A 19650-nucleotide genomic window follows, 5' to 3' on the forward strand; every position below is an offset into this window, starting at 1 on the left:
ACTTTACGCCCCGCGCACGATCTCGCGCACGTGTCCGATCGTCTCCTCGATCTGGTGCGCATTGACATCGAGATGGGTGCAGGCGCGGATGCGGCCGTCCATCATCGCAAGCGTCACGCCGCGCTGGCGCAACGCTGCGACCATCTTGTCGCCGGGAATGCCGGCGCCGTCGGGCTTGAAGAACACCAGATTGGTCTCGGGCTCCTGCACCTCGATGCCTGCGATCTGCGACAGCCCGCGGGCGAGCGCGCGTGCATTGGCGTGATCGTCGGCAAGACGCTCGACGTGATGGTCGAGCGCGTAGATGCAGGCGGCCGCGCAGATGCCGGCCTGCCGCATCGAGCCGCCGAGGCGCTGCTTCCATTGCCACACCGCGTCGATGAAGACGCGTGAGCCTGCAAGCACGCCGCCAATCGGCGCGCCGAGGCCCTTGGAAAAGTCGATCCAGGCCGAATCCCATCCCACGGTCATGTCACGCGGCGAGATTCCGCTCGCCACGGTGGCGTTGAGCAGGCGCGCGCCGTCCATGTGCGTGATGAGGCCGTGCTGCTTGGCGATCGCGACGATCTCGTCGAGCGCCGCCTTCTTCCAGATCGTGCCGCCGCCGATATTGGCGGTCTGCTCGACGCTGACGACGGTCTGCGGCGGCTGATAGCGCGTGCGTGGATGCAGCGCCTGACGGAGAGTCTCCGGCGTGAACTGGCCGTTGGCGCCCTTGAGCTGCCTCACCTGAAAGCCGCCGATCGCGGCATGCGCGCCCCCTTCGCGGGCGATGATGTGCGCGGTCTCGTGCGCAAGGATCTCGTCGCCGGGACGGCAATGCACAAGCGTCGCGGTGACGTTGCACATCGTGCCCGAGGGCATGTAGACCGCCGCTTCCTTGCCGAGCAGATCCGCCACGCGCTCGCACAGCGCGTTCACCGTCGGATCGTCGCCGACCTGCTCGTCGCCGACCTCCGCCCGTGCCATCGCCTCGCGCATCGCAGCCGTCGGCTTGGTCTGGGTGTCCGAGAGCAGATTGATGTGCACCGGGGGTGCCTTCGGGTCGATGGGGGGAGGGGTGTAGAGCATCAACTTGCTCCCTGAGGGATTGGCATTCACTCGCGGTCAGCGAGTTCTAGGTGGACGCCGGCGGCGTGACGAAACCGCATAATAGCGATTTCTGTCTCGGTCACACGATAATCGATCAGATGAGGATAAGCGTTGAGCGGCAAGCGACGGACGTATGCACGCGTGGTCTGCCGTCCTGCATAAGGATGCGGATAGGCTGAGACATCGGAGTGGCTGCCTGAACGAAAAAGGCCCCGGAAACCGGGGCCTTTGAACTTCGATCTGCCGAAACGATTAGCGCGAATAGAATTCGACGACCAGATGCGGCTCCATCTGCACCGGGAACGGCACGTCGGAAAGGTTGGGGATGCGCGTGTATTTCGCGGTCATCTTGCCATGGTCGACTTCGAGATAGTCGGGCACGTCACGCTCGGGGAGTTGGCTGGCTTCAAGCACATGGGCGAGCTGCTTGGAGGCTTCCTTGACTTCAACGACGTCGCCGACCTTGAGCTGGTAGCTCGAGATGTTGACCTTGCGGCCGTTCACCTTGATGTGGCCGTGGTTGATGAACTGGCGCGCGGCGAAGATGGTGGAGACGAACTTGGCGCGGTACACGACCGCGTCGAGACGGCGCTCCAAGAGGCCGATCAGGTTCTCGCCGGTGTCACCCTTGAGGCGGCTGGCTTCCACGTAGATGCCGTGGAACTGGCGCTCGCTGATGTTGGCGTAGTAGCCCTTCAGCTTCTGCTTGGCGCGCAGCTGCACGCCGAAGTCGGAGAGCTTGCCCTTGCGACGCTGGCCGTGCTGGCCAGGGCCGTATTCGCGGCGGTTCACGGGGCTCTTCGGGCGGCCCCAGATGTTCTGGCCCATACGGCGATCGATCTTGTACTTCGCCTCACTGCGCTTAGTCATCGCGTCCTCTTCAGGTACATGGTTTGAGGAAACGCGCCCTCCTGTGTGACGGGGAGATCCCGGCACCGACAGGTCCGATCCCCAAAGCGGGGGGATAGGACCACGGGTCGCGAAACGCTTCGCGGGCCGAAATCGGCCCGCGAGCAGGCGGCTTTTAGGGGAGTTTGGGGCTCGCTGTCAATGCGAATGGACCCGGAATCAGGTACCCACCGCCCGGACCGGCTTTGGCCCGGCCGCACGCAATTCGCTAGCGATTTCAGTGTTCAGGACCTGTTCCAGCCGGGTCAGGACCCGAGCGATCGGGGCGGCATCCGTCACCCGATGGTCCCAGCGGATCACGACATGGATGGTCTGGTCGGCCTCGACCACCCCATAGCTGACGATGAAGGGTCCCGGTGTGATGGGGTGGAGCTCGCCGCCGCCATAGGCGGCCACCGAGCTCACCGCGAAGCTGCCGAACCAGTTGCCGCGCTGCCGGCCGAAATTCAGCCCCACCGCCCAGGACAGGCGTCGCAGCGGCAACGGGAGGCGGGTCGCCCGCATGATCTTGCGGTACATGGGAACCTCCTCAACCGGTGCCGTCTTGGCACGCCTGATCTCGGCATCGACCGCCGCCAGCGTCATGGCCTCGGGGGCCACAATCCGCTGCGGCATCACGCATTCCTCGCCATCTTCGACGCGGGCGACCGCCACCAGTGCCACGCTCCTGGGCAGTTCATAGAGGGCTGGCCGGGGCCATTTGGCGTAGACCGTGCGGAGGATCGGCTCCTCCCTTGCGACCAGAGCGAAAGCCTTCACGAACATCGCTGCCCAGCCGGCGGGCGCCGTTGCGCCCGCGCGAGCTTCCAGCAGAGGGCGGACATTGAGCGAACGGGATAGCGAGACGAAGGGCACACCCATCGAAGCATGCATAAGGTCGCAGATCAGACGGCGCCGCAGGGAGATGGTCTTGGGCGTCCCGCGCATTGGTCTCCGGGTCCTGGGGATCAAGGATTAAAATATGTGCAGCGAGCGGTCGTCCGCTCGCCGCGTGCTCTAGCACGAACCAACGGATTTGGACCCAGTCGGTTCGCCGCATCAGGGGGCCGGCGACGCCAGCGGCTTGGTCTTGTCGACGACGTAAATTCCAAGCACTTTCAATGATTTGTCACCATGAGTCTTGGCGTCGTGCACGGCACCCGCCGGGATCTGGCAGGAATCGCCGGCTTTCAGGCGCTTGTCCGGCTGGCCCTCGATGAGGAGGTCGAGCTCGCCCTCCAGGACATAACCCGTCTCGATCCCCGGATGGGTATGCCGGCCGGCGGCGCCGCCGGCCGGCACTTCGGCGATGGCGGTCACGGTCGTGTAGCCCTCCGGAAAGTCGATCTTCTGGAGCGGGGTGCGCTTGATGCCGGATTGCTGGGCGGAGGCCGCGACGGCGATGCCAGTGAAAGCGAGCGCAAGCAAAGTCTTTCTGAGCATGGTTTTTCCTCCCTGGAGCCGACGACCCTAGCAGCGCCGCGGTGCCCAGCAAGGCCGTATCGGCGATTTAGCGCCTGACCCCGTCGAACGCCGCCATGATGCCGCGCTGGAACAGCGACCAGTCGAAGCCGAGCGCGATCGCGCGGTAGCCACGGTCAATCAGAGCGTTGGCCTGGTCGGCGGTGCGGGCCACGCCGCCGATCGGCACGCCGCTTCTGAGGATGCCGGCTTCCGCACGGGCGACCAGCTCGAGCAGCTCCGGATCGTCCATCTGACCGCGCTTGTTGATGGAGGTGGCGAGATCGCCGGGACCGATGACCGCGACGTCGACGCCCGGCGTCGCCATGATCTCGTCGATGCGGTTGACGGCATCGACATGCTCGATGGTGATCATGCAGATCATCTCGTCGTCGGCTGTAGCCATATAGTCCGGCATCGACTGTCCCCAGCGGAATGGCGCGTGGAAGGGACCCCAGAGTCGATCGCCGCGCGGCGGGTAGCGCACGCTGCGCACCGCTTTCTCGGCATCATCGCGGTTGGTGATCATCGGGAAGTTGATGCCGAAGGCACCGATGTCCATCGGTGCTTTCGCAAGCCATGGCTCGTTCGCGGCAATCCGAACCAGCGGCGTGCACGGCGTGCCTGTGGTCGCGGCGATCATCGCATGTGCTTCGGTCAATCCAATCGGGCCATGTTCGAGATCGACGATGATCCAGTCGAGCGAGCGCGCCATGATCTGCACCATCTGCACACTCGGGATCGTCGCGATCGCGCCAAAGGCGGGTCGCCCCTCGCGCCAGAGCTGGCGAAGACGGTTGAGTGGTGTGGACGGGACCGACATGGAAAGGCCTGCGGCAAGGTGACGACGGCAAAGCCTAGCAGCGCGCCGTTGCTGCGCAAAGTCAGGCCAGGGCGCGGCCGCCGAAGAACGGCGTCAGCATCGCCGAAAGGCTATGCACGCGGTTCGAAGTAAAGATCATCTCGGCGCCGGACTGCGCGATGCCGACGATCCGCGGGCCAAGCAGATCCGAGACGCGGCGCGCGATCGCGGGCGCCGGGTCGATCCAGTCGACCGGCCACGGCGCCAGCCGCTTGAGTCGGTCGAGCAGCAGCGGATAATGCGTGCATGCGAGCACCACCGTGTCGGTGCGCGATGTCGCATCCCCGGCGTCGCCGACGAAGCAAGGAGCGAGTTCGGCAAGGATGGCCTCGTCGCTGATCGGAACGCCGCTCAGCTCGGCTTCAGCCAGCGAGGCAAGCTCGGGCGAGCCGACCAGCGTCACCTCGCAGCCCTGCGCGAACTCGCGGATCAAAGCTTTCGTATATTCGCGCTTCACCGTCCCCTTGGTGCCGAGCACCGAGACGCGGCGGGTCTTCGACTGCGCGCAGGCCGGCTTGATGGCCGGCACCGTGCCGACGAAGGGCAGGGAGTAAGCGGCGCGCAAGTGAGACAGCACCAGGGTGGATGCCGTGTTGCAGGCGATAACGACGAGGTCGGGATCATGCGTGCCGATCAATTCCCCCATCAATGGCACCACGCGGGCGATGATCTCGTCCTCGCCATGGTGGCCATAGGGGAAGAAGGCGTCGTCGGCGACATAGACGTAATGCGCGTCCGGGCGTGCGGCGACGACCTCACGGAGCACCGTGAGTCCGCCAAGGCCGGAATCGAACACCAGAATCGTCGGAGAATTGGTCACGTCATTATCCTAAGGCGCCATGGTTACCAATCTGTTTTTAGGGCGGTATTGCGGCGGGGCCGCTTGGGGCGGATCTGGATCGATGAATGCGCCGCGGAGGGCACACATCCGCAAAATTCCGGGGGCACCGCTGAAGCGCTGCGCTGCGTCCGGCGCAGGAGGAAATGTGGCACGCTCAACGACGGAGTAGATGTGTCACTGCCATTCGTATCGGCGGGGACGGCGCAGCGATCACGCAATCCTGTTCGTCGTTGCCGCCCGCTCGGCCGCGAGCTGGCTCTGCAGACGCTCGATGTTTTGCAAGAGGCGTTGGCTGGTCAGCACCAGGAAGTAATAGCCGAACTGCGGATCCTGGAAATAAATCTCGAGCAGCCGGTCATAGGTGATCGTCAGCACGTGTCCGTCTTCGATGCATTCGACCGTTCCGGTGCGCCGGTTGTCCGGCGTGAGGAAGCCCAGTTCACCCATCAGAGCTCCGGGCAAAATTTCGACGTTGATCTCCTTGACCAGAAACTTGCCGGTGACCGTGAGGAACATTTCGTTAGCGGGGTCGCGCAGCTTGAAGAGGATGTCGCCGCGGCGGTATTTGCGTTCGGTCATGAACGGCTTGAGCCATTCGATCGACATGTCGCCTTCGGCGGCATGGCGCGCCTTCTTGACCAGCTTGAGCATCTGCCGCAGGCGCAGGGCGTTGATCGGAAGCAACAGAAGATACAGCAGGAACGTCGCGACGTTGGCGGAGAGCGCGCCGAAAACGGCGAACAACGCGCAGCCGACCATGTTCGCGACGCGCAGCGGCACCATCGTCCGCATCAAGAGGGTGGCGACGAAGAAGCCGGCGCCGACCGCGGCAAACAGATTGGCCAGCGTGATGTTCTGGACAAAGATCTCCAGCAGCCGATTGAAGATGGCGTCGTAGGTGACGTTGTTTGGATCGAGGCCCATCTGGACCAGGATCTTCGCGATCCTGAGATTGTCCGTTGCCGCATCGAGAATGCGGTCGAGGATCGACGAAACGTCTGCGCTGCCGGACGGCATGATACTAACCCCGCGTAAGGCCTTCAGTCCTGGTCGGTATGCTCGACACGTGTAGCCCAAATCGAATGACGGCCGGCTGAAATGAAGCCTTTGGCCGTCACGCCGCAAGAGGCAAATTTTAGCTTGATCGGGCGTTTCGGCAATTGCTCGTTGGTTTGCGCGTCTGGCCGATGATTCGAGGCCTGGGGCGGGCTTTGGTGCTGGGGATGGACCCGCGCGCCGCAACAAGGCGGGGCCGCCCGATCTCCGCCTCAGGGCCTGGCGGCGGGCTGCACGACCTGCTGCTCGACGAGGCCAAGGCGTCCGGGCAGCGAGCCCGCGCGCAACAGCATGGCGATGCTGTTGGCCTCTTCGAGGCTGAAGTTGCCGGAGATCTGGCCGGAGCCGCCGGTGATGGGCTCGCGGATCACGGGGGCGGAGAGCACCCTGTCTTCGAGCACGATGGCGAAGGGCTTGCCGACGTTCTCTGCGGTGAGGTGGGCGAAACGCCGCGTGCCGCGGCCGTTGAAACGGAACGAGGCGATCGGCTCTTTCGTGCTGCTCGCAAATCCCGGTCCCGCATAGCTGATGTCGTCGCCGTCGAGCACGCTGGCCTTCACCAGATAGGGGAGCTTGTCCTTGAAGCCGAGCAGGACTTCCGTGCCAGCGGGCGGCGTGCCGGATTGCGCCTGCTCCGGCGACATCGAGAGATCGATCAGGCGGAAGCTGACCCGCACCTTCTTGGCGAAGACGCGGTGATGCGCTCGGGCTCCATCGTGCCCGGCAGGAAGATGCGGATGCGGTCTGTTCCCTCAGCCTGGACGCTGGCGAGCGTGATGCCGGCGTCCTTGAGGCGCTGCTCGATCATGGCGATGGAATCTTCGACGAGGTCGTGCAGCCGTGCGGCAGATGCGGCGTCGGTGGGCGCGAGCCTGATCAGTCCGTCTCCGGCATCGGTCACGGTGAGCGCTTGCGTGGCCAGCCCCTCCGCCGCCGATGCGAGCTTGCGCATGAGCTGTTCGCGGCCCTTCGCGTCCGGGATTTTCACCTCGACGCCGCCGTCACGGATCGCAAGGCCGGAGAAGGCGATCCGGCCCTCGCGCAGGATCTTGTAAACGTCGTCGCGCAGATCCGTGACGACCGCCTCGCGCAGAGCGTCGGTGTCCACCTTGTAAATGATGCGGGATCCGCCCAGCTTCTCCATCGTGTCGGCGACGAAAGCCGCGACCTTGGCGCGCATCTTGTCGAATTGAGTGTCGGCGAACGCCGCGCGAGGCAGCACGATCGCCGATGCCATCGCGAGCACGACGAGCAGCCTTGTGATGCGGTTCCGCAGATGCGCAGGCATAATGTTCTCGCGTGTTGCGGTCGGGGCAATTCTTGGTCCCGCAATCGGTCGAGGAGGTTCATCGCAGCTCGCACTTTTCATCAGCATCTCAAATACTTGATGACGTAACCAGGTTGCGAAGTTGCGTAACCGGGATACGCGTGATAGATCTTGTTCAAAGGAGCAAGGCCGACGTGGTTCCCGCGAACAAGCGTGTTAGGAAATACCGAAGCGAAGGCGGCGCCGCAGATCTGGTGCGTGTCGAGGTCCTGATTCCGCCGACTGCTCGCAACGAGCTTCTGGTGATGGCCTCGCGCATGCGGGCGGAATATCGCCTGACCAAAGAGCTCCAATCACTCCTCGACAATGCGCTTCGTCTGTATGGACCGCGCATACTCGACAATGTCGATCTCGATCGGCTTCCCGATCTCCGGTCACGTGCCGCGGTCGCTGCCCGCGCAATGATCGATCGCGGCGACGCAAGGGCGTTTGCGATGGGCAGGAAGATGCTGGATCGGGTCAACGCGTGCGAGGACTAAGATGGCTCTAAGCAAGCTACAGAGCGACATCCTGCGGCTTCTTGCCAAGAACCGCTCAGAGAGCAGCTATCTTGCCGGCGGTTTGATGCTCAACAAGGATTGGCAGAGACGATCCGACGGCATCGACATTTTCCACGACAGCGATGAGGAAGTGACCGAGGCGGCAAAGTCCGATCTGGCCGCCCTCGATGCAGCCGGCTTCAAGGCGCAGCGGGACTTCATCATCTATGGCTGCGTCGATGCAACCGTTTCGCGCGATGGCGAGTCGACAATCATTCAATGGTTCGCCGAGACGAAGCTCCGATTCTTTCCGCTCATTCGAGATGAGGAATGGGGGGCCCGCCTTCATCAAGCCGATCTTGCCGTCAACAAGGTGCTAGCCGCCGCAGGTCGTTCGAAGGCGCGCGACATCGCCGATCTCGTGGCCATCGGTCGCGACTACTGTCCGCTCGGGCCGCTCGTGCTCGCTGCGGCGGGCAAGCCGCCCAATTTCTCTCCGCGTCGAACCATCGAAGAAGTCCGTCGGCATGCGTTGTCGATCCCGGCCGAGGAATTTGCCGCCGTAAGGGGCCTGCCGTCGGAATGGTCGGCGCCTTTCATTCGTGACGAGGTGCTTCGTCTGATTGAAATTGCGGACCGCTACGTGATGGCCGCGCCGGCGGAGCTGATCGGGATACTTGCCGTAAGCAAGGCGAGCGTCCCGCTCGAGGTCGCAGATTCGGACCTCGCGAATGCAATCCTGCGAAAGCCGACTGCCGAGCCGGAAGTGATGCCGGCTCCAGCCGATTTCAACGCGGTGGGCTGGACGCCCGACCGCCCGTAACTCCTCAAGGGGACAACGGCGGGTCGCAGCGTGTGGCCAATGGCATCGGCCATGGACGAACGCCAAATCATCCATCATTCTGTCCGCGCTCGACGGGTCATCGGTCGAGGCCCCGCCGAACCAAAATGTCACAAGAAGGGTGGGGACATGCATCTGAGGGAGGACGGAAATCCATGGCGGGCATCCATGCGCTCGATCGGCTCATCGGCAACGACTATCCGGATTTGTTGACGGACGCGGAGGTCCGGGCCTTCGAGCAGGTTCCTTACGCCGATCGCGTCGCAGCCGAGAGCACGTATGACGCGATCCGGCTGGGTGCAGCGCGCAACCCCGACGGGGCGGCGATCCAGTTCCTGCAAAACGCCGATCCTGCCGACACGCCGGTCGTGGTCACGTATCGCGATTTCATGGCGCGCGTCACGCAGGCCGCCAACATGTTTCACGCGCTGGGCGCGGAGAAGGGCGACGTCATCAGCTTCATGCTGCCGCTGGTGCCGGACGCCTTCGTGACATTGTTCGGCGCCGAAGCCGCCGGCATCGCCAATCCCGTTAATCCGCTGCTCCAGCCGCACCAGATCGCGGAGATCCTGGAGGCTGCGAACACGAAAATCCTGGTGGCGCTTGGGCCGATGCCGGGCACCGACATCTGGCAGAAGGTCGAGCAGATCCGGCCGCAACTCAAGCATCTCAAGGCAATCGTGCAGGTGTTCGGCGGCGGCGATCCGGCGAATGGCATCTTTACCTTCAGCGACCTGATCAAGCAGCAACCGGCGGACCGGCTTATCAGCGGCCGCAAGATCTTGGGCAGCGACATCGCCGCCTATTTCCACACCGGTGGCACCACCGGCACGCCGAAGCTGGTGCGGCACACCCATGCCAACCAGGTCTATCAGGCCTGGGCGCTCAATCTGCTGCTGAAGCCCAAGCCCGGCGCAAACCTGCTGTTCGGCATGCCTCTGTTCCACGTCGGGGGCTCGCTGACACAGGCGTTGCTGACGCTGTCAAGCGGCGGCTCGCTGGTCGTGCTGTCGCCGAGCGGCTGGCGCAATCCGAATGCGGTGAAGAACATCTGGGGGCTGGTCGAGCGCTTCAAGCCCGAGGCGCTGTCGAGCGTGCCGACGGTGCTCGCTGCCGCGCTGGCGGTGCCGCCGGGTAACGCGGATATTTCGAGCCTGAAATATGCGGCAGGTGGCGGCTCGGCGATTCCGGTCGCGGTCGGCTCGGCGATTCAGGAGAAACTGAAGCTGCCGGTGATCGAGGTCTACGGTATGACGGAGACCTCGAGCGTGCACACGCTGGCCTATCCGTCGCGGCCGATCCGGCTTGGCTCGGTCGGCCTTCCCATGCCTTACGCGCGCGTGCGCATCGTGCAGCTCGATGCCGAGGGACGCCTGATCCGCGATTGCGCGCCCGACGAGATCGGCGTCGTCATCATGGCCGGGCCCGGCGTGTTCGGCGGCTATCTCAACGACGAGCACAACAAGGGCGCTTTCATCGACGAGGTCTGGGTCAATTCCGGCGATCTCGGTCGCCTCGATGCTGACGGCTATCTCTGGATCACGGGCCGCGCCAAGGACCTCGTGATCCGCGGCGGCCACAACATCGATCCGGCGCCGATCGAGGAGATCATGTTCAGACATCCCGCCGTCGGCTTCGCCGCCGTGGTTGGCCAGCCCGACGCCTATGCTGGCGAATTGCCGGTGGGGTACGTGCAGTTGAAGCCCGGCGCGAGCGTCGAGCCGGGCGAGCTCGAAGCGTGGGTGCGCGAGCGCACGCCGGAGCGCGCCGCCGTGCCGGTGCAGGTCATTCCGATCGATCCGATGCCGCTGACGGGCGTCGGCAAAGTGTTCAAGCCGCAGCTGCGCTGGGACGCAGCGCAGCGTGTGTTCACTAAGGTGCTGGCACCGCTGGTCGAGCGCGGCATCGATTGCAAGGTCAAGGTCGGTCCGCACGGCAGCCACGGCTCCATCGCCATCGTGACGCTGACCGGCTTGCCGGCGGGCCAGCGCGAAGCGGTCGCGGGCGAGGTGCACGCGCTGCTGGCACCATTCGTGATGCGCCACGAGGTGGTGCAAGCGTAGCGGCCCGAAAGGCCGCGGGGTCAGCTGGGCAGCAGGGCGACGCTTCGCCGCATTATCCATACCCCTGTTTTGAGGACCTCTCTGTGACCGGTATCACATAGGAAGAATTAGCAATCGGCGACGCTACCGAATAGTCTCAGGGAATTGCATCCGGGGGGACGCAAGTGATTCCGTTTCGGCTGTTTGCTTTTTTGATATTTGCGATGGGCCTTGCCTGCGGACCGGCGCATGCCGACCGCCGGGTCGCGCTCGTCATCGGCAATTCCGCCTACAAGAGCGCACCGAAGCTCGGCAATCCCGTGAACGACGCCACCTTGGTCGGCGGCATGTTCAAGAAGGCTGGCTTCGATTCTGTGGACGTCAGGCTCGACCTCAGCGCCAGCGAGATGCGGCGTATGCTGCGCGAATTTGCCGGCAGGTCGCGTGATGCGGAGATGGCGGTGATCTATTACGCCGGCCACGGTATCGAGCTCGACGGCAACAACTATCTCATTCCGACCGACGCCACGCTGGAGACGGACGGCGACGTTCTCGACGAGACCATCCCAGTCGAGCGGGCATTGTTCGCAGTCGAGCCGGCCAAGCAGCTGCGCCTGATCATCCTGGATGCGTGCCGGGACAATCCGTTTGCGAAAACGATGAAGCGCACGCTGGCCTCGCGCGCGGTCGGGCGCGGCCTGGCCAAGGTCGAGCCCACCAGCCCGAATACGATGATCGCATTCGCCGCCAAAGCAGGATCGACGGCATCGGATGGCGATTCCCGAAACAGCCCGTTCGCCGCCGCGCTGGTCGAGCACCTGCCGAAGCCGGGTCTTGATCTGCGCAAGGCCTTCGGCTTCGTGCGCGACGACGTGCTCAAGGCGACCAGCTACAAGCAGGAGCCCTATGTCTACGGCTCACTCGGCGGCGACGACGTGCCGTTAGTCGCGGTCAAGCCGGCCGCGACCGGTCCGCAGGCTAACCCGCAGGAGGCCGTTCGCAGGGATTACGAGCTGGCGCTCCAACTCGGCACGCGCGACGGCTGGGAAGCGTTTCTGGCGGCGTATCCGGACGGCTTCTACGCCAACCTCGCCAAGGGGCAGTTGAACAAGATCGCCGCCGAGGAGACGCGCGCGGGGGCCGAACAGAAGGCAAAGGCCGCCGAGCAGGAGAAGGCGAGGCTCGTTGCCGAGCGCGCCCAGAAGGCCGAGCAGGAGAAGGCGGCCGCGGCGGCCAAGGCCGCCGAGGAGGCGCGGATTGCGGCCGAGAAGCAGAAGCAGATCGAGCAGGCGAGGGCCGAGGCCGCCGAGCAACAGCGCAAGGTGGCCGAAGCGGCGGCGGCGAAGGCATTGGCCGAGAAGCAAGCAGCGGAGAAAGCCAAGGCCGAACTCGCTGCAAAGCAGGCGGCAGGGAAAGCGGAGCAGGCCGCAAAGCCGGCGGCCGACCGGCAGATTCCCGAAGTTGAGAACCAGAAGGTGGCCGCGCTCTCGCCTGCACCGACCTCGACATTATCCGCAGCTGAGCTCGCCAAATCGGTGCAGAGCGAAATGCGCCGGGTCGGCTGCCTCACCTCGGCTGCAGAGGGCGAGTGGACTTCGGCCGCGCAGCGCTCGCTGACGCTGTTCAACAAATATGCCGGCACCCAGTTCGACGTGAAGCTCGCAAGCAGCGACGCACTCGATGCGCTGAAGGCGAAGCCGGGGCGCGTCTGCCCGCTGGTGTGCAATTTCGGCTTCAAGGCCGACGGCGACCAATGCGTGAAGATCACCTGCCGTGCCGGCTATCGCGTCGGTGACGACAATGAGTGCGAGAAGATCCCGGAGAAGAAGCCGGTTGCGACGCGCGAGGATTCGAAGAGGCGGGATCGGGACCGAAAACAAACGGAAGCCGCGCCCTCAGCGCCGCAGGCATCTGGTCAGGTGATCTGCAACGCGGCCGGGTGCAGGCCGATTGCCAAAGGGTGCCGGCTCGGGACGGCCAATCATCCTTCCAATCCGGCGTCTAAAATACCTGCCGAAATATGCAACTGATGATCAAGCGTTCATTTCGAGCGTACTCGTCGCGCTTAGAGCTCTCGGCCTGGACCTGCGCAAAGCGTTTGGCTTCGTGCGCGATGATGTGCTGAAGAGCACTGCCGGAAGACACGCGTGCCGCAGCCGAGCAAAAGGCGAAGGCGGCCGAGCAGGAGAAGGTGAGGCTCGTTGCCGAGCGCGCCCAGGTTGAGGCAATGCTGCCAGCTTGTCGGCAACGGATGCAGAATGGAGCGCGCTAGCACCGCTGATGCGAGTTCAGTGAGGGTTGGCCGGACGAGAGACGTCTGCGATTGAGTCGGGTGAGTTAGCAAGTGTAGCCGACCACTTTACGTCCGCGTCGACAGAAAAATGGTGGGTTACGCCTTCGGCTAGTCCACTACAGACTCTACGCCGGCAGCCGCGTCTCGATCAGCCGCGCCCAGAACGAGGCGCCGTGGCCCAAAATGTTGTCGTTGAAGACATAGGCCGGGTGGTGGCACTCGTTGCCGTCGCCCATGCCGACCAAAATCATCGCGCCGGGGCGGGCTTCCAGCATGAATGAGAAATCTTCGGCGCCCATTATGGGAATGAACTTGTCGTTGACGCGCTCGGTGCCGACGATGTCGCGGGCGACGTCGGCGGCAATGCCGGCCTCGCGTGCGTGGTTCATCGTCACCGGATACATCCGCGTGTACTTCGTGTCGGCCGAACCGCCATAGGCGCGGGCGACACTGTCGGCGACTTCGCCGATGCGGCGCTCGACGAGATCGCGCACTTCTGGATCGAGCGTGCGCACGGTGCCCGCGAGCTCGGCGACCTCCGGGATGATGTTGAAGGCCGTGCCGGCGTGGAATTGCGTGATCGAGATGACGGCCGACTTCAGCGGATCGACGTTGCGGGCGACGATCGATTGTAGCGCACCCACGATCTGCGAGCCGATCAGCACGCTGTCGATCGATTTGTGCGGACCCGCGCCGGCGTGACCGCCCTTGCCGTGAACGGTGATCTGGATGTTGTCGGACGAGGCGAGCATCGCGCCAGGGGTAGTTGCGAAATGACCTTCGGGCAGGTTCGGCATGTTGTGCATGCCGTAGACCTCCTGGATGTTCCAGCGCGTCATCAGCCCGTCCTCGACCATGGCCTTGCCACCGCCGCCGCCTTCCTCGGCCGGCTGGAAGATCAACACGGCCGTGCCGTCGAAATTGCGCGTCTCGGCGAGATATTTGGCAGCGCCGAGAAGCATGGCGGTGTGGCCGTCATGGCCGCAGGCGTGCATCTTGTCCGGGACCTTGGAGGCGTAGGGCACGCCCGAGGTCTCCATGATCGGCAGCGCGTCCATGTCGGCGCGCAGGCCGATCGTGTTGCCAGACGCCGACTTGCGGCCGCGGATCACGCCGACCACGCCGGCGCGGCCGATGCCCGTCACCACCTCGTCGCAGCCGAACTCGCGCAGCTTATCGGCGACGATGCCGGCGGTGCGGTGGACTTCGTAGAGCAGCTCCGGATTCTCGTGGAAGTCATGGCGCCAGGCGGCCATTTCGTCGGAGAGGGCGGCAACGCGATTGACGATGGGCATGAGGGATCCGTCTCTTGTGGGTTCTTGCCATTCCGGGGGGATGCGAAGCATCGAGCTATGGTGCGCATCTGTGCACCAGAGAATCTGGAGATTGTAGCGCGAAATTCCGGGCTCACGCTTCGCGTACCCCGGAATGACGAAGAAAATTCAGCTCTGTCCGAACACGCGCTTGAAGATCGTGTCGACGTGCTTGAGGTGATAGCCGAGGTCGAACTGCTCCTCGATCTCGGCGTCGGTAAGATACTTCTTCACCTCAGTGTCCTTCTTCAGAAGCTGAAGGAAGTCGCCTTCGCCGCGCCAGACCGGCATCGCGTTGCGCTGCACGAGCTTGTAAGAATCCTCGCGGCTGGCGCCCTTCTGCGTCAAGGCCAGCAGGACGCGCTGGGAGTGCACGAGGCCGCCGAGGCGGTCGAGATTCTTCTGCATGTTGGCGGGGTACACCACGAGCTTGTCGATCAGGCCGGCGAGGCGCACCAGCGCGAAGTCGAGGGTCACCGTCGCGTCCGGGCCCATCATGCGCTCGGCGGAAGAGTGCGAGATGTCGCGCTCGTGCCAGAGCACGACGTTCTCCAGTGCCGGCGTTACATAGGCCCGCACCATGCGCGACAGGCCCGTGAGGTTTTCCGACAGCACCGGATTACGCTTGTGCGGCATCGCGGACGAGCCCTTCTGCCCCTCCGAGAAGAACTCTTCGACCTCCAGCACCTCGGTGCGCTGCATGTGGCGGATCTCCACGGCGATGCGCTCGATGGAAGAGGCGATCACGCCGAGGGTCGAGAAATACATCGCGTGGCGATCGCGCGGGATCACCTGGGTCGAGATCGGCTCCGGTACGAGGCCCATGGCCTTGGCCACGTGCTCTTCGACGCGCGGATCGATTTGCGCAAATGTGCCGACGGCGCCGGAGATGGCGCAGGTCGCGACCTCCTTGCGCGCCGCGACCAGACGTTCCTTCGCGCGCGTAAATTCGGCATAGGCATAAGCGAGCTTGAGGCCGAAGGTGACGGGCTCGGCGTGAATGCCATGGCTACGGCCGATGGTCGGCGTCATCTTATGCTCGAAGGCGCGCTTCTTCAGGGCGGCCAGCACCTTGTCGATGTCGGCGAGCAGCAGGTCGGCGGCGCGGGTGAGCTGGACGTTGAGGCAGGTGTCGAGCACGTCGGAGGAGGTCATGCCCTGGTGCACGAAGCGTGCCTCGGGACCGACGATCTCGGCAAGGTGGGTGAGAAAGGCGATGACGTCGTGCTTGGTCTCGCGCTCGATCTCGTCGATGCGGCCGACGTCGAAAATGGCGTCCTTGGCCTTGGCCCAGACCGTCTTGGCAGCCTCCTTGGGGATGGTGCCAAGCTCGGCGAGCGCGTCCGCCGCGTGCGCCTCGATCTCGAACCAGATCTTGAACCGGGTTTGCGGCTCCCAGATCGAGGCCATTTCCGGGCGGGTATAGCGGGGGATCATCTGACGGCTCCAAGAGGTGGGCGGGACACCCCTGGGGATCTGGGGGCGCGGGCTCCGGCCAAAATGCTTTTTACGCCGCGATTTAGCAGAGCGGGGAGGACGAAACAAACGATCCGGGCCCGGGTACGGGGCAACTATCCACCGGTGGGGCGAAGCCGGCCCGCGCCGGACCAAAGATCAGCTATCAATCACGGATCATTGACTGACAGATATTGAAATCTGTCAGCGCTATGTGTATATCCGTCTCCGGACGCTCCGATTGGGCGTCCCGCGATAAGCCCCGGGGAGCCCGACATCCGAAGCAAGCTCGGATCGGAGGGCCGATTGAAGAACGGGGAAAGCGGACGAATGGAGACTTAAGACATGACGACCGAAATCCTCAATTTCACCGGCATGATTGGGCATTGGCTCAATTTACTGGTGGCGCGCCAGATCGCGGCGCAGGCTGCAAAACTGCCTCATTAAGGCATAGGCTTTCCGAAACGACCGGCGAGGGCGCTTCGGAAACAGCCCTACTGCCGGGTAACTGAGCCCTGAACGGGAACAATGGTGCTGGCATGAATGATGCTGTTGTCTTGACGCCGGAGCGAATTCTCGAAGTCACCGAGGACGTGCTCAGGCGCTTCGGACTTGCCAAGGCCACCGTGGTCGACGTTGCCCGTGCGCTCGATGTGAGCCACGGCAGCGTCTATCGCCATTTCCCGAGCAAGGCCTCGCTGCGCGAAGCCGTTGCCAAACGCTGGCTCGACCGCATCGACGCGCCGTTGCGCGCGATCGCCGAGGAGCAGGGCCCCGCGCCTGATAGGCTCAGCCGCTGGCTGCGCACGCTGTTCGCCGCCAAGCGTTCGCGCGTCCTCGACGACCCCGAGATGTTCCAGACTTATCTGACGCTGGCGCGCGAGGCCTGCGCAGCCGTCAAATGTCACAAGGACACCATGATCGACCAGATCGCGGCGATCCTGGCCGACGGCATCAAGCAGGGCGTATTCGAGGTGGACGACGTCAAGACGACCGCGCGCGCCATTTTCGATGCCACCGTCCGCTTCCACCATCCGGCCCATGCCGACGAGTGGAAGGACGCCGATCTTTCCGCGCGGGTCGATGCAACGCTGGCGCTACTGCTGCGCGGATTGAAGGCGGGTTAGGCCACCCACCTGCCCAATTGGCGCGAGGGCCATCAACCTCTCGCCTTGTGAAGAAAGCTACCATTGCGAGCCGGGGGCGCCGAAGCCGAGCGTCTCCGCGCATGGAAGTTCGGGTCGGACGATGGCACCACCGGGGGACTTTCCGGGTATGCATTGACTGCGATTTCGACGGCGTCCTTTGACCGCTTGCGCAGGCGGTAGAAGGTTAGCTCCTGATCGAGCATGGGGCAGCGGAAGTGGACGACGGCGGTGTCCGGCAGACGGCAGAGTTCGTCGATGAGCTCGCCTACAGTGATGATCGGGGGATGGTCGACTGCGTTGTGATGACCCTTACTCATGACCCTTTACTCCTTCTGCCGTACTAACCGGAGCCGGATGGGCTCCGTTCCAATTCGTTCGGCAGATTGACGAGCTTCAAGACGGAGTGCGGCAGCTTTGCTGCTAGATCCTCGTCAGTCCGCACGTTGCTGCGAGCCGCACGAGCTGTGCATCCGTGCGTGCGCCGGTCTTTGATTTGATCAGATAATGGTAGTTCTGGACTGTTTTCACACTGAGATTGAGATGCGCTGCAATCTGCTCGGTGGTAGCGCCGCCGGCGAATTGGCGTAGGATCTCGATCTCCCGCTCGCCCAGCTGATCCAGCGCTGAACCCGTCGGCGATAGGCTGTCCTCGGCGAGAATATGCGCGATGTCGTCGCTCATGGCGCGCTCGCCGCGCGCCACGCTGCGGATCGCATTCACGACCGCGGACGGCTCGCTGCTCTTGGTGACGAAGCCAGAGGCGCCGGCGCCGAAGGCGGCTTTCACCAGCACGGCTTCGTTGTGCATGGTGAAAACCAGAATCCGCGCCCGCGGGCTGCGTGCGCGGATGTTGCGGATCGCTTCCAGCCCGCTCGCGCCGGGCATCGAGATATCAAGCACGACGACGTCGGGGTCATGCGCCTTGAAGGCGCTATAGGCGTCCGCAGCGTTGTCGGCTTCCGCGACGACACGAAGATCGCCCTGGCTTTCCAGCACGCGCCGGTAGCCCTGCCGCACGATCGGGTGGTCGTCGACCAGTAGCACGGAGATGCCTGTTGCCGCGACATCGTTCACGTCGGCCTCATGCGGCGAGCGGGATGGTGGCGGCCACGCTGAGGCCGCGATTCGCAGGCAGGATCGAGAGTGATCCACCGGCGGCTGCAAGGCGTTCGCGGATGCCAGTGAGGCCGAGTCCGGCCGATTGCGCGACGCGCTTGGCATCGCCGCCGCCATCGTCTTCGACCCGGATCAGGAGCGCGTCGTGCTCGCCCGCGCGCCGCTCAACGCGTAGCGAGATCTCGCGCGCGGAGCTGTGGCGCAGGGCGTTGGTCAGGCATTCCTGCGCCACGCGATAGGCGGTGATGGCCGCCGGGCCGCTGATATCGGTAAGATCGCCCCTGAGGTCGAGCTGGATTGTCGGCCGCGCCGCACTCTGCGAACGCCAGCTATCTACCAAATTTACGAGACTTGCCTCGAGCCCGAGCTCCTCGGGCAGGGGATTGCGCAGCCGCTTCAGCGCATCGCGCAGCGAGGCCATCAGATGATGGGTGGCCTGTGAGATCATCCGCGCATCCTGCGCGATGCCTTTATCCCTGTTATCCTTCGCGCTCGCCGTCTCGATGGTGTTGGCGAAGGCGAGGATGGCGGAGAGATTTTGTCCGAATTCGTCGTGCAGCTCCCGGGCGAGCGCGCGGCGTTCGTCGTCGCGGATCTCGATCAGCCGCCGCGTCAGCGCCGCGCGCTGCTCGGTCGCTTCCTCCAGCCGGCCGCCGAGCGCATCGACGGCGCTGCCGATCATCGCAAGCTCCATCGAGCGGAAGCGCGGCAGCTTCGTGCGATACTGGCCGCGCGCCATGCGCTGCAACGCGATGACGATGGTGCGTGCCGGCGCCAGCGCGTGCGCGATCGCGAGCGAAGCCAGCAGCGCGATTGCCGCCGCCATCAAGAGCGCAACGTCGATCACGTTGAGGATGTACTCCCAGGCGAGCGAGATCGCGGCGGCGGCGTCCGGCGTTGCAACCACCGTGCCGGCGGCCGCCGCGCGCGGACTAACGGGCCGCACCACCTCGGCATGGCTGCCGAGGAAGGTCGGCACGATCGATGCGAACCAATGCGGCGGTGTCTTGCCGATGCCTTGGCTCTGACCGCAGAGCGGCTTCTCGAACGCCGTAGCCGGCTGGAACTCGACGCAGACACCGGGCGATATCAGCTTCATTGTCTCCAGCGAACGCCAGTCCGGAACCGGCAACAGATGTTCACGTGCTCTGCTGCTGCGCAACAAGAGCTCGCGCCAATATAGCGCCTGAAGCGCCTGCGCGACCCTTTGTGCGGAAGCCGCGGTCGCCCGGTCGATGCTGCGATAGGCGTCGAACGTCGCCCATACCGTCGCTGCTCCCAGGCACAGCGCCACGATGAGCAGCAGACGGGCGACGAGCTGAAGCACGAGGCGCATGCGATCACCCCCAACCTTTGGTAAGCTCAGCCTAACAACGCCGCCGCGCCTTGCCAATTGCGGGGAACGGCAGGATGGCAGCTCGGGCAAATTTCCCAAG

Annotated in this window: 17 protein-coding genes and 1 pseudogene; 5 read left to right on the forward strand and 13 right to left on the reverse strand. The window is 64.3% G+C overall.

Features of this window, described 5'->3' with window-relative positions:
- Positions 1–3: 3 nt before the first annotated feature.
- The 8 genes and pseudogenes from IVA87_RS18030 to IVA87_RS18065 all read right to left on the reverse strand — a co-directional run bounded on the left by IVA87_RS18030 (position 4) and on the right by IVA87_RS18065 (position 7488).
- A complete protein-coding gene (locus IVA87_RS18030; protein ID WP_247296579.1) occupies positions 4–1071 on the reverse strand; it encodes a threonine aldolase family protein in 1068 nt (355 codons plus the stop codon).
- A 273-nt stretch (positions 1072–1344) separates the two neighbouring features.
- A complete protein-coding gene (rpsD, locus tag IVA87_RS18035) occupies positions 1345–1962 on the reverse strand; it encodes a 30S ribosomal protein S4 (protein ID WP_247296581.1) in 618 nt (205 codons plus the stop codon).
- 198 nt (positions 1963–2160) lie between these two features.
- Entirely contained in the window at positions 2161–2928 is a 768-nt protein-coding gene (locus tag IVA87_RS18040; RefSeq protein ID WP_247334475.1) for an acyltransferase, read from the reverse strand.
- Between the two features lie 111 nt (positions 2929–3039).
- On the reverse strand, positions 3040–3423 hold the full coding sequence (locus IVA87_RS18045; protein WP_247334477.1) for a cupin domain-containing protein: 384 nt from the start codon (positions 3421–3423) through the stop codon (positions 3040–3042).
- Between the two features lie 67 nt (positions 3424–3490).
- Entirely contained in the window at positions 3491–4264 is a 774-nt protein-coding gene (locus IVA87_RS18050) for an aldolase/citrate lyase family protein (protein WP_247296585.1), read from the reverse strand.
- A gap of 61 nt (positions 4265–4325) precedes the next feature.
- Positions 4326–5123 (reverse strand): glutamate racemase, encoded by a 798-nt coding sequence (gene murI / locus IVA87_RS18055; RefSeq protein WP_247296587.1) that lies wholly within the window; start codon positions 5121–5123, stop codon positions 4326–4328.
- A 231-nt stretch (positions 5124–5354) separates the two neighbouring features.
- The gene (locus tag IVA87_RS18060) at positions 5355–6161 is read right to left on the reverse strand and encodes a cyclic nucleotide-binding domain-containing protein (RefSeq protein WP_247280699.1); all 807 of its coding nucleotides are present in this window, start codon (positions 6159–6161) and stop codon (positions 5355–5357) included.
- Positions 6162–6412: 251 nt separating this feature from the next.
- Positions 6413–7488, reverse strand: a pseudogene (locus tag IVA87_RS18065) (preprotein translocase subunit SecD).
- A gap of 32 nt (positions 7489–7520) precedes the next feature.
- Between IVA87_RS18065 and IVA87_RS18070 the strand changes: the two are divergent.
- From IVA87_RS18070 to IVA87_RS18085, 4 genes are all read left to right on the forward strand, one after another.
- Entirely contained in the window at positions 7521–8006 is a 486-nt protein-coding gene (locus IVA87_RS18070; RefSeq protein WP_247334479.1) for a hypothetical protein, read from the forward strand.
- 85 nt (positions 8007–8091) lie between these two features.
- The gene (locus IVA87_RS18075) at positions 8092–8829 is read left to right on the forward strand and encodes a hypothetical protein (RefSeq protein ID WP_247334480.1); all 738 of its coding nucleotides are present in this window, start codon (positions 8092–8094) and stop codon (positions 8827–8829) included.
- Between the two features lie 173 nt (positions 8830–9002).
- Positions 9003–10910 (forward strand): acyl-CoA synthetase, encoded by a 1908-nt coding sequence (locus IVA87_RS18080; protein WP_247334481.1) that lies wholly within the window; start codon positions 9003–9005, stop codon positions 10908–10910.
- A gap of 203 nt (positions 10911–11113) precedes the next feature.
- Positions 11114–12919: a caspase family protein gene (locus tag IVA87_RS18085; protein WP_247334515.1), complete on the forward strand. Its 1806-nt coding sequence runs from the start codon at positions 11114–11116 to the stop codon at positions 12917–12919.
- A 388-nt stretch (positions 12920–13307) separates the two neighbouring features.
- On the opposite strand, the gene IVA87_RS18090 is transcribed toward IVA87_RS18085, so the two are convergent.
- Positions 13308–14477, reverse strand: a complete 1170-nt coding sequence (locus IVA87_RS18090) for a M20 aminoacylase family protein (protein ID WP_247334482.1) — start codon at positions 14475–14477, stop codon at positions 13308–13310.
- A 147-nt stretch (positions 14478–14624) separates the two neighbouring features.
- A complete protein-coding gene (gene purB / locus IVA87_RS18095) occupies positions 14625–15932 on the reverse strand; it encodes an adenylosuccinate lyase (protein ID WP_247334483.1) in 1308 nt (435 codons plus the stop codon).
- A gap of 557 nt (positions 15933–16489) precedes the next feature.
- On the opposite strand from purB, the gene IVA87_RS18100 reads away from it, so the two are divergent.
- Positions 16490–17077, forward strand: coding sequence for a TetR family transcriptional regulator (locus IVA87_RS18100; protein WP_247334484.1), 588 nt, complete (start codon positions 16490–16492; stop codon positions 17075–17077).
- 32 nt (positions 17078–17109) lie between these two features.
- On the opposite strand, the gene IVA87_RS18105 is transcribed toward IVA87_RS18100, so the two are convergent.
- The 3 genes from IVA87_RS18105 to IVA87_RS18115 form a co-directional block, all read right to left on the reverse strand.
- Positions 17110–17415: a hypothetical protein gene (locus IVA87_RS18105; RefSeq protein WP_247334485.1), complete on the reverse strand. Its 306-nt coding sequence runs from the start codon at positions 17413–17415 to the stop codon at positions 17110–17112.
- Positions 17416–17518: 103 nt separating this feature from the next.
- A complete protein-coding gene (locus tag IVA87_RS18110; RefSeq protein WP_247296599.1) occupies positions 17519–18172 on the reverse strand; it encodes a response regulator transcription factor in 654 nt (217 codons plus the stop codon).
- Between the two features lie 7 nt (positions 18173–18179).
- Complete coding sequence (locus IVA87_RS18115; protein WP_247296602.1) at positions 18180–19550, reverse strand: histidine kinase; 1371 nt, start codon at positions 19548–19550, stop codon at positions 18180–18182.
- Between the last annotated feature and the right edge of the window lie 100 nt (positions 19551–19650).

Origin of the sequence: Bradyrhizobium sp. 147, assembly GCF_023073935.1 — a bacterium.
In the GTDB taxonomy this organism is placed as follows: Bacteria; Pseudomonadota; Alphaproteobacteria; order Rhizobiales; family Xanthobacteraceae; genus Bradyrhizobium.

Coding starts and splice junctions, on each gene's coding strand:
- IVA87_RS18030 (WP_247296579.1), bottom strand. CDS start 1,071: ATGCTCTACACCCCTCCCCCCATCGACCCGAAGGCACCCCCGGTGCAC.
- rpsD (WP_247296581.1), bottom strand. CDS start 1,962: ATGACTAAGCGCAGTGAGGCGAAGTACAAGATCGATCGCCGTATGGGC.
- IVA87_RS18040 (WP_247334475.1), bottom strand. CDS start 2,928: ATGCGCGGGACGCCCAAGACCATCTCCCTGCGGCGCCGTCTGATCTGC.
- IVA87_RS18045 (WP_247334477.1), bottom strand. CDS start 3,423: ATGCTCAGAAAGACTTTGCTTGCGCTCGCTTTCACTGGCATCGCCGTC.
- IVA87_RS18050 (WP_247296585.1), bottom strand. CDS start 4,264: ATGTCGGTCCCGTCCACACCACTCAACCGTCTTCGCCAGCTCTGGCGC.
- IVA87_RS18060 (WP_247280699.1), bottom strand. CDS start 6,161: ATGCCGTCCGGCAGCGCAGACGTTTCGTCGATCCTCGACCGCATTCTC.
- IVA87_RS18075 (WP_247334480.1), top strand. CDS start 8,092: ATGCTCAACAAGGATTGGCAGAGACGATCCGACGGCATCGACATTTTC.
- IVA87_RS18080 (WP_247334481.1), top strand. CDS start 9,003: ATGGCGGGCATCCATGCGCTCGATCGGCTCATCGGCAACGACTATCCG.
- IVA87_RS18085 (WP_247334515.1), top strand. CDS start 11,114: ATGGGCCTTGCCTGCGGACCGGCGCATGCCGACCGCCGGGTCGCGCTC.
- IVA87_RS18090 (WP_247334482.1), bottom strand. CDS start 14,477: ATGCCCATCGTCAATCGCGTTGCCGCCCTCTCCGACGAAATGGCCGCC.
- purB (WP_247334483.1), bottom strand. CDS start 15,932: ATGATCCCCCGCTATACCCGCCCGGAAATGGCCTCGATCTGGGAGCCG.
- IVA87_RS18100 (WP_247334484.1), top strand. CDS start 16,490: ATGAATGATGCTGTTGTCTTGACGCCGGAGCGAATTCTCGAAGTCACC.
- IVA87_RS18105 (WP_247334485.1), bottom strand. CDS start 17,415: ATGAGTAAGGGTCATCACAACGCAGTCGACCATCCCCCGATCATCACT.
- IVA87_RS18115 (WP_247296602.1), bottom strand. CDS start 19,550: ATGCGCCTCGTGCTTCAGCTCGTCGCCCGTCTGCTGCTCATCGTGGCG.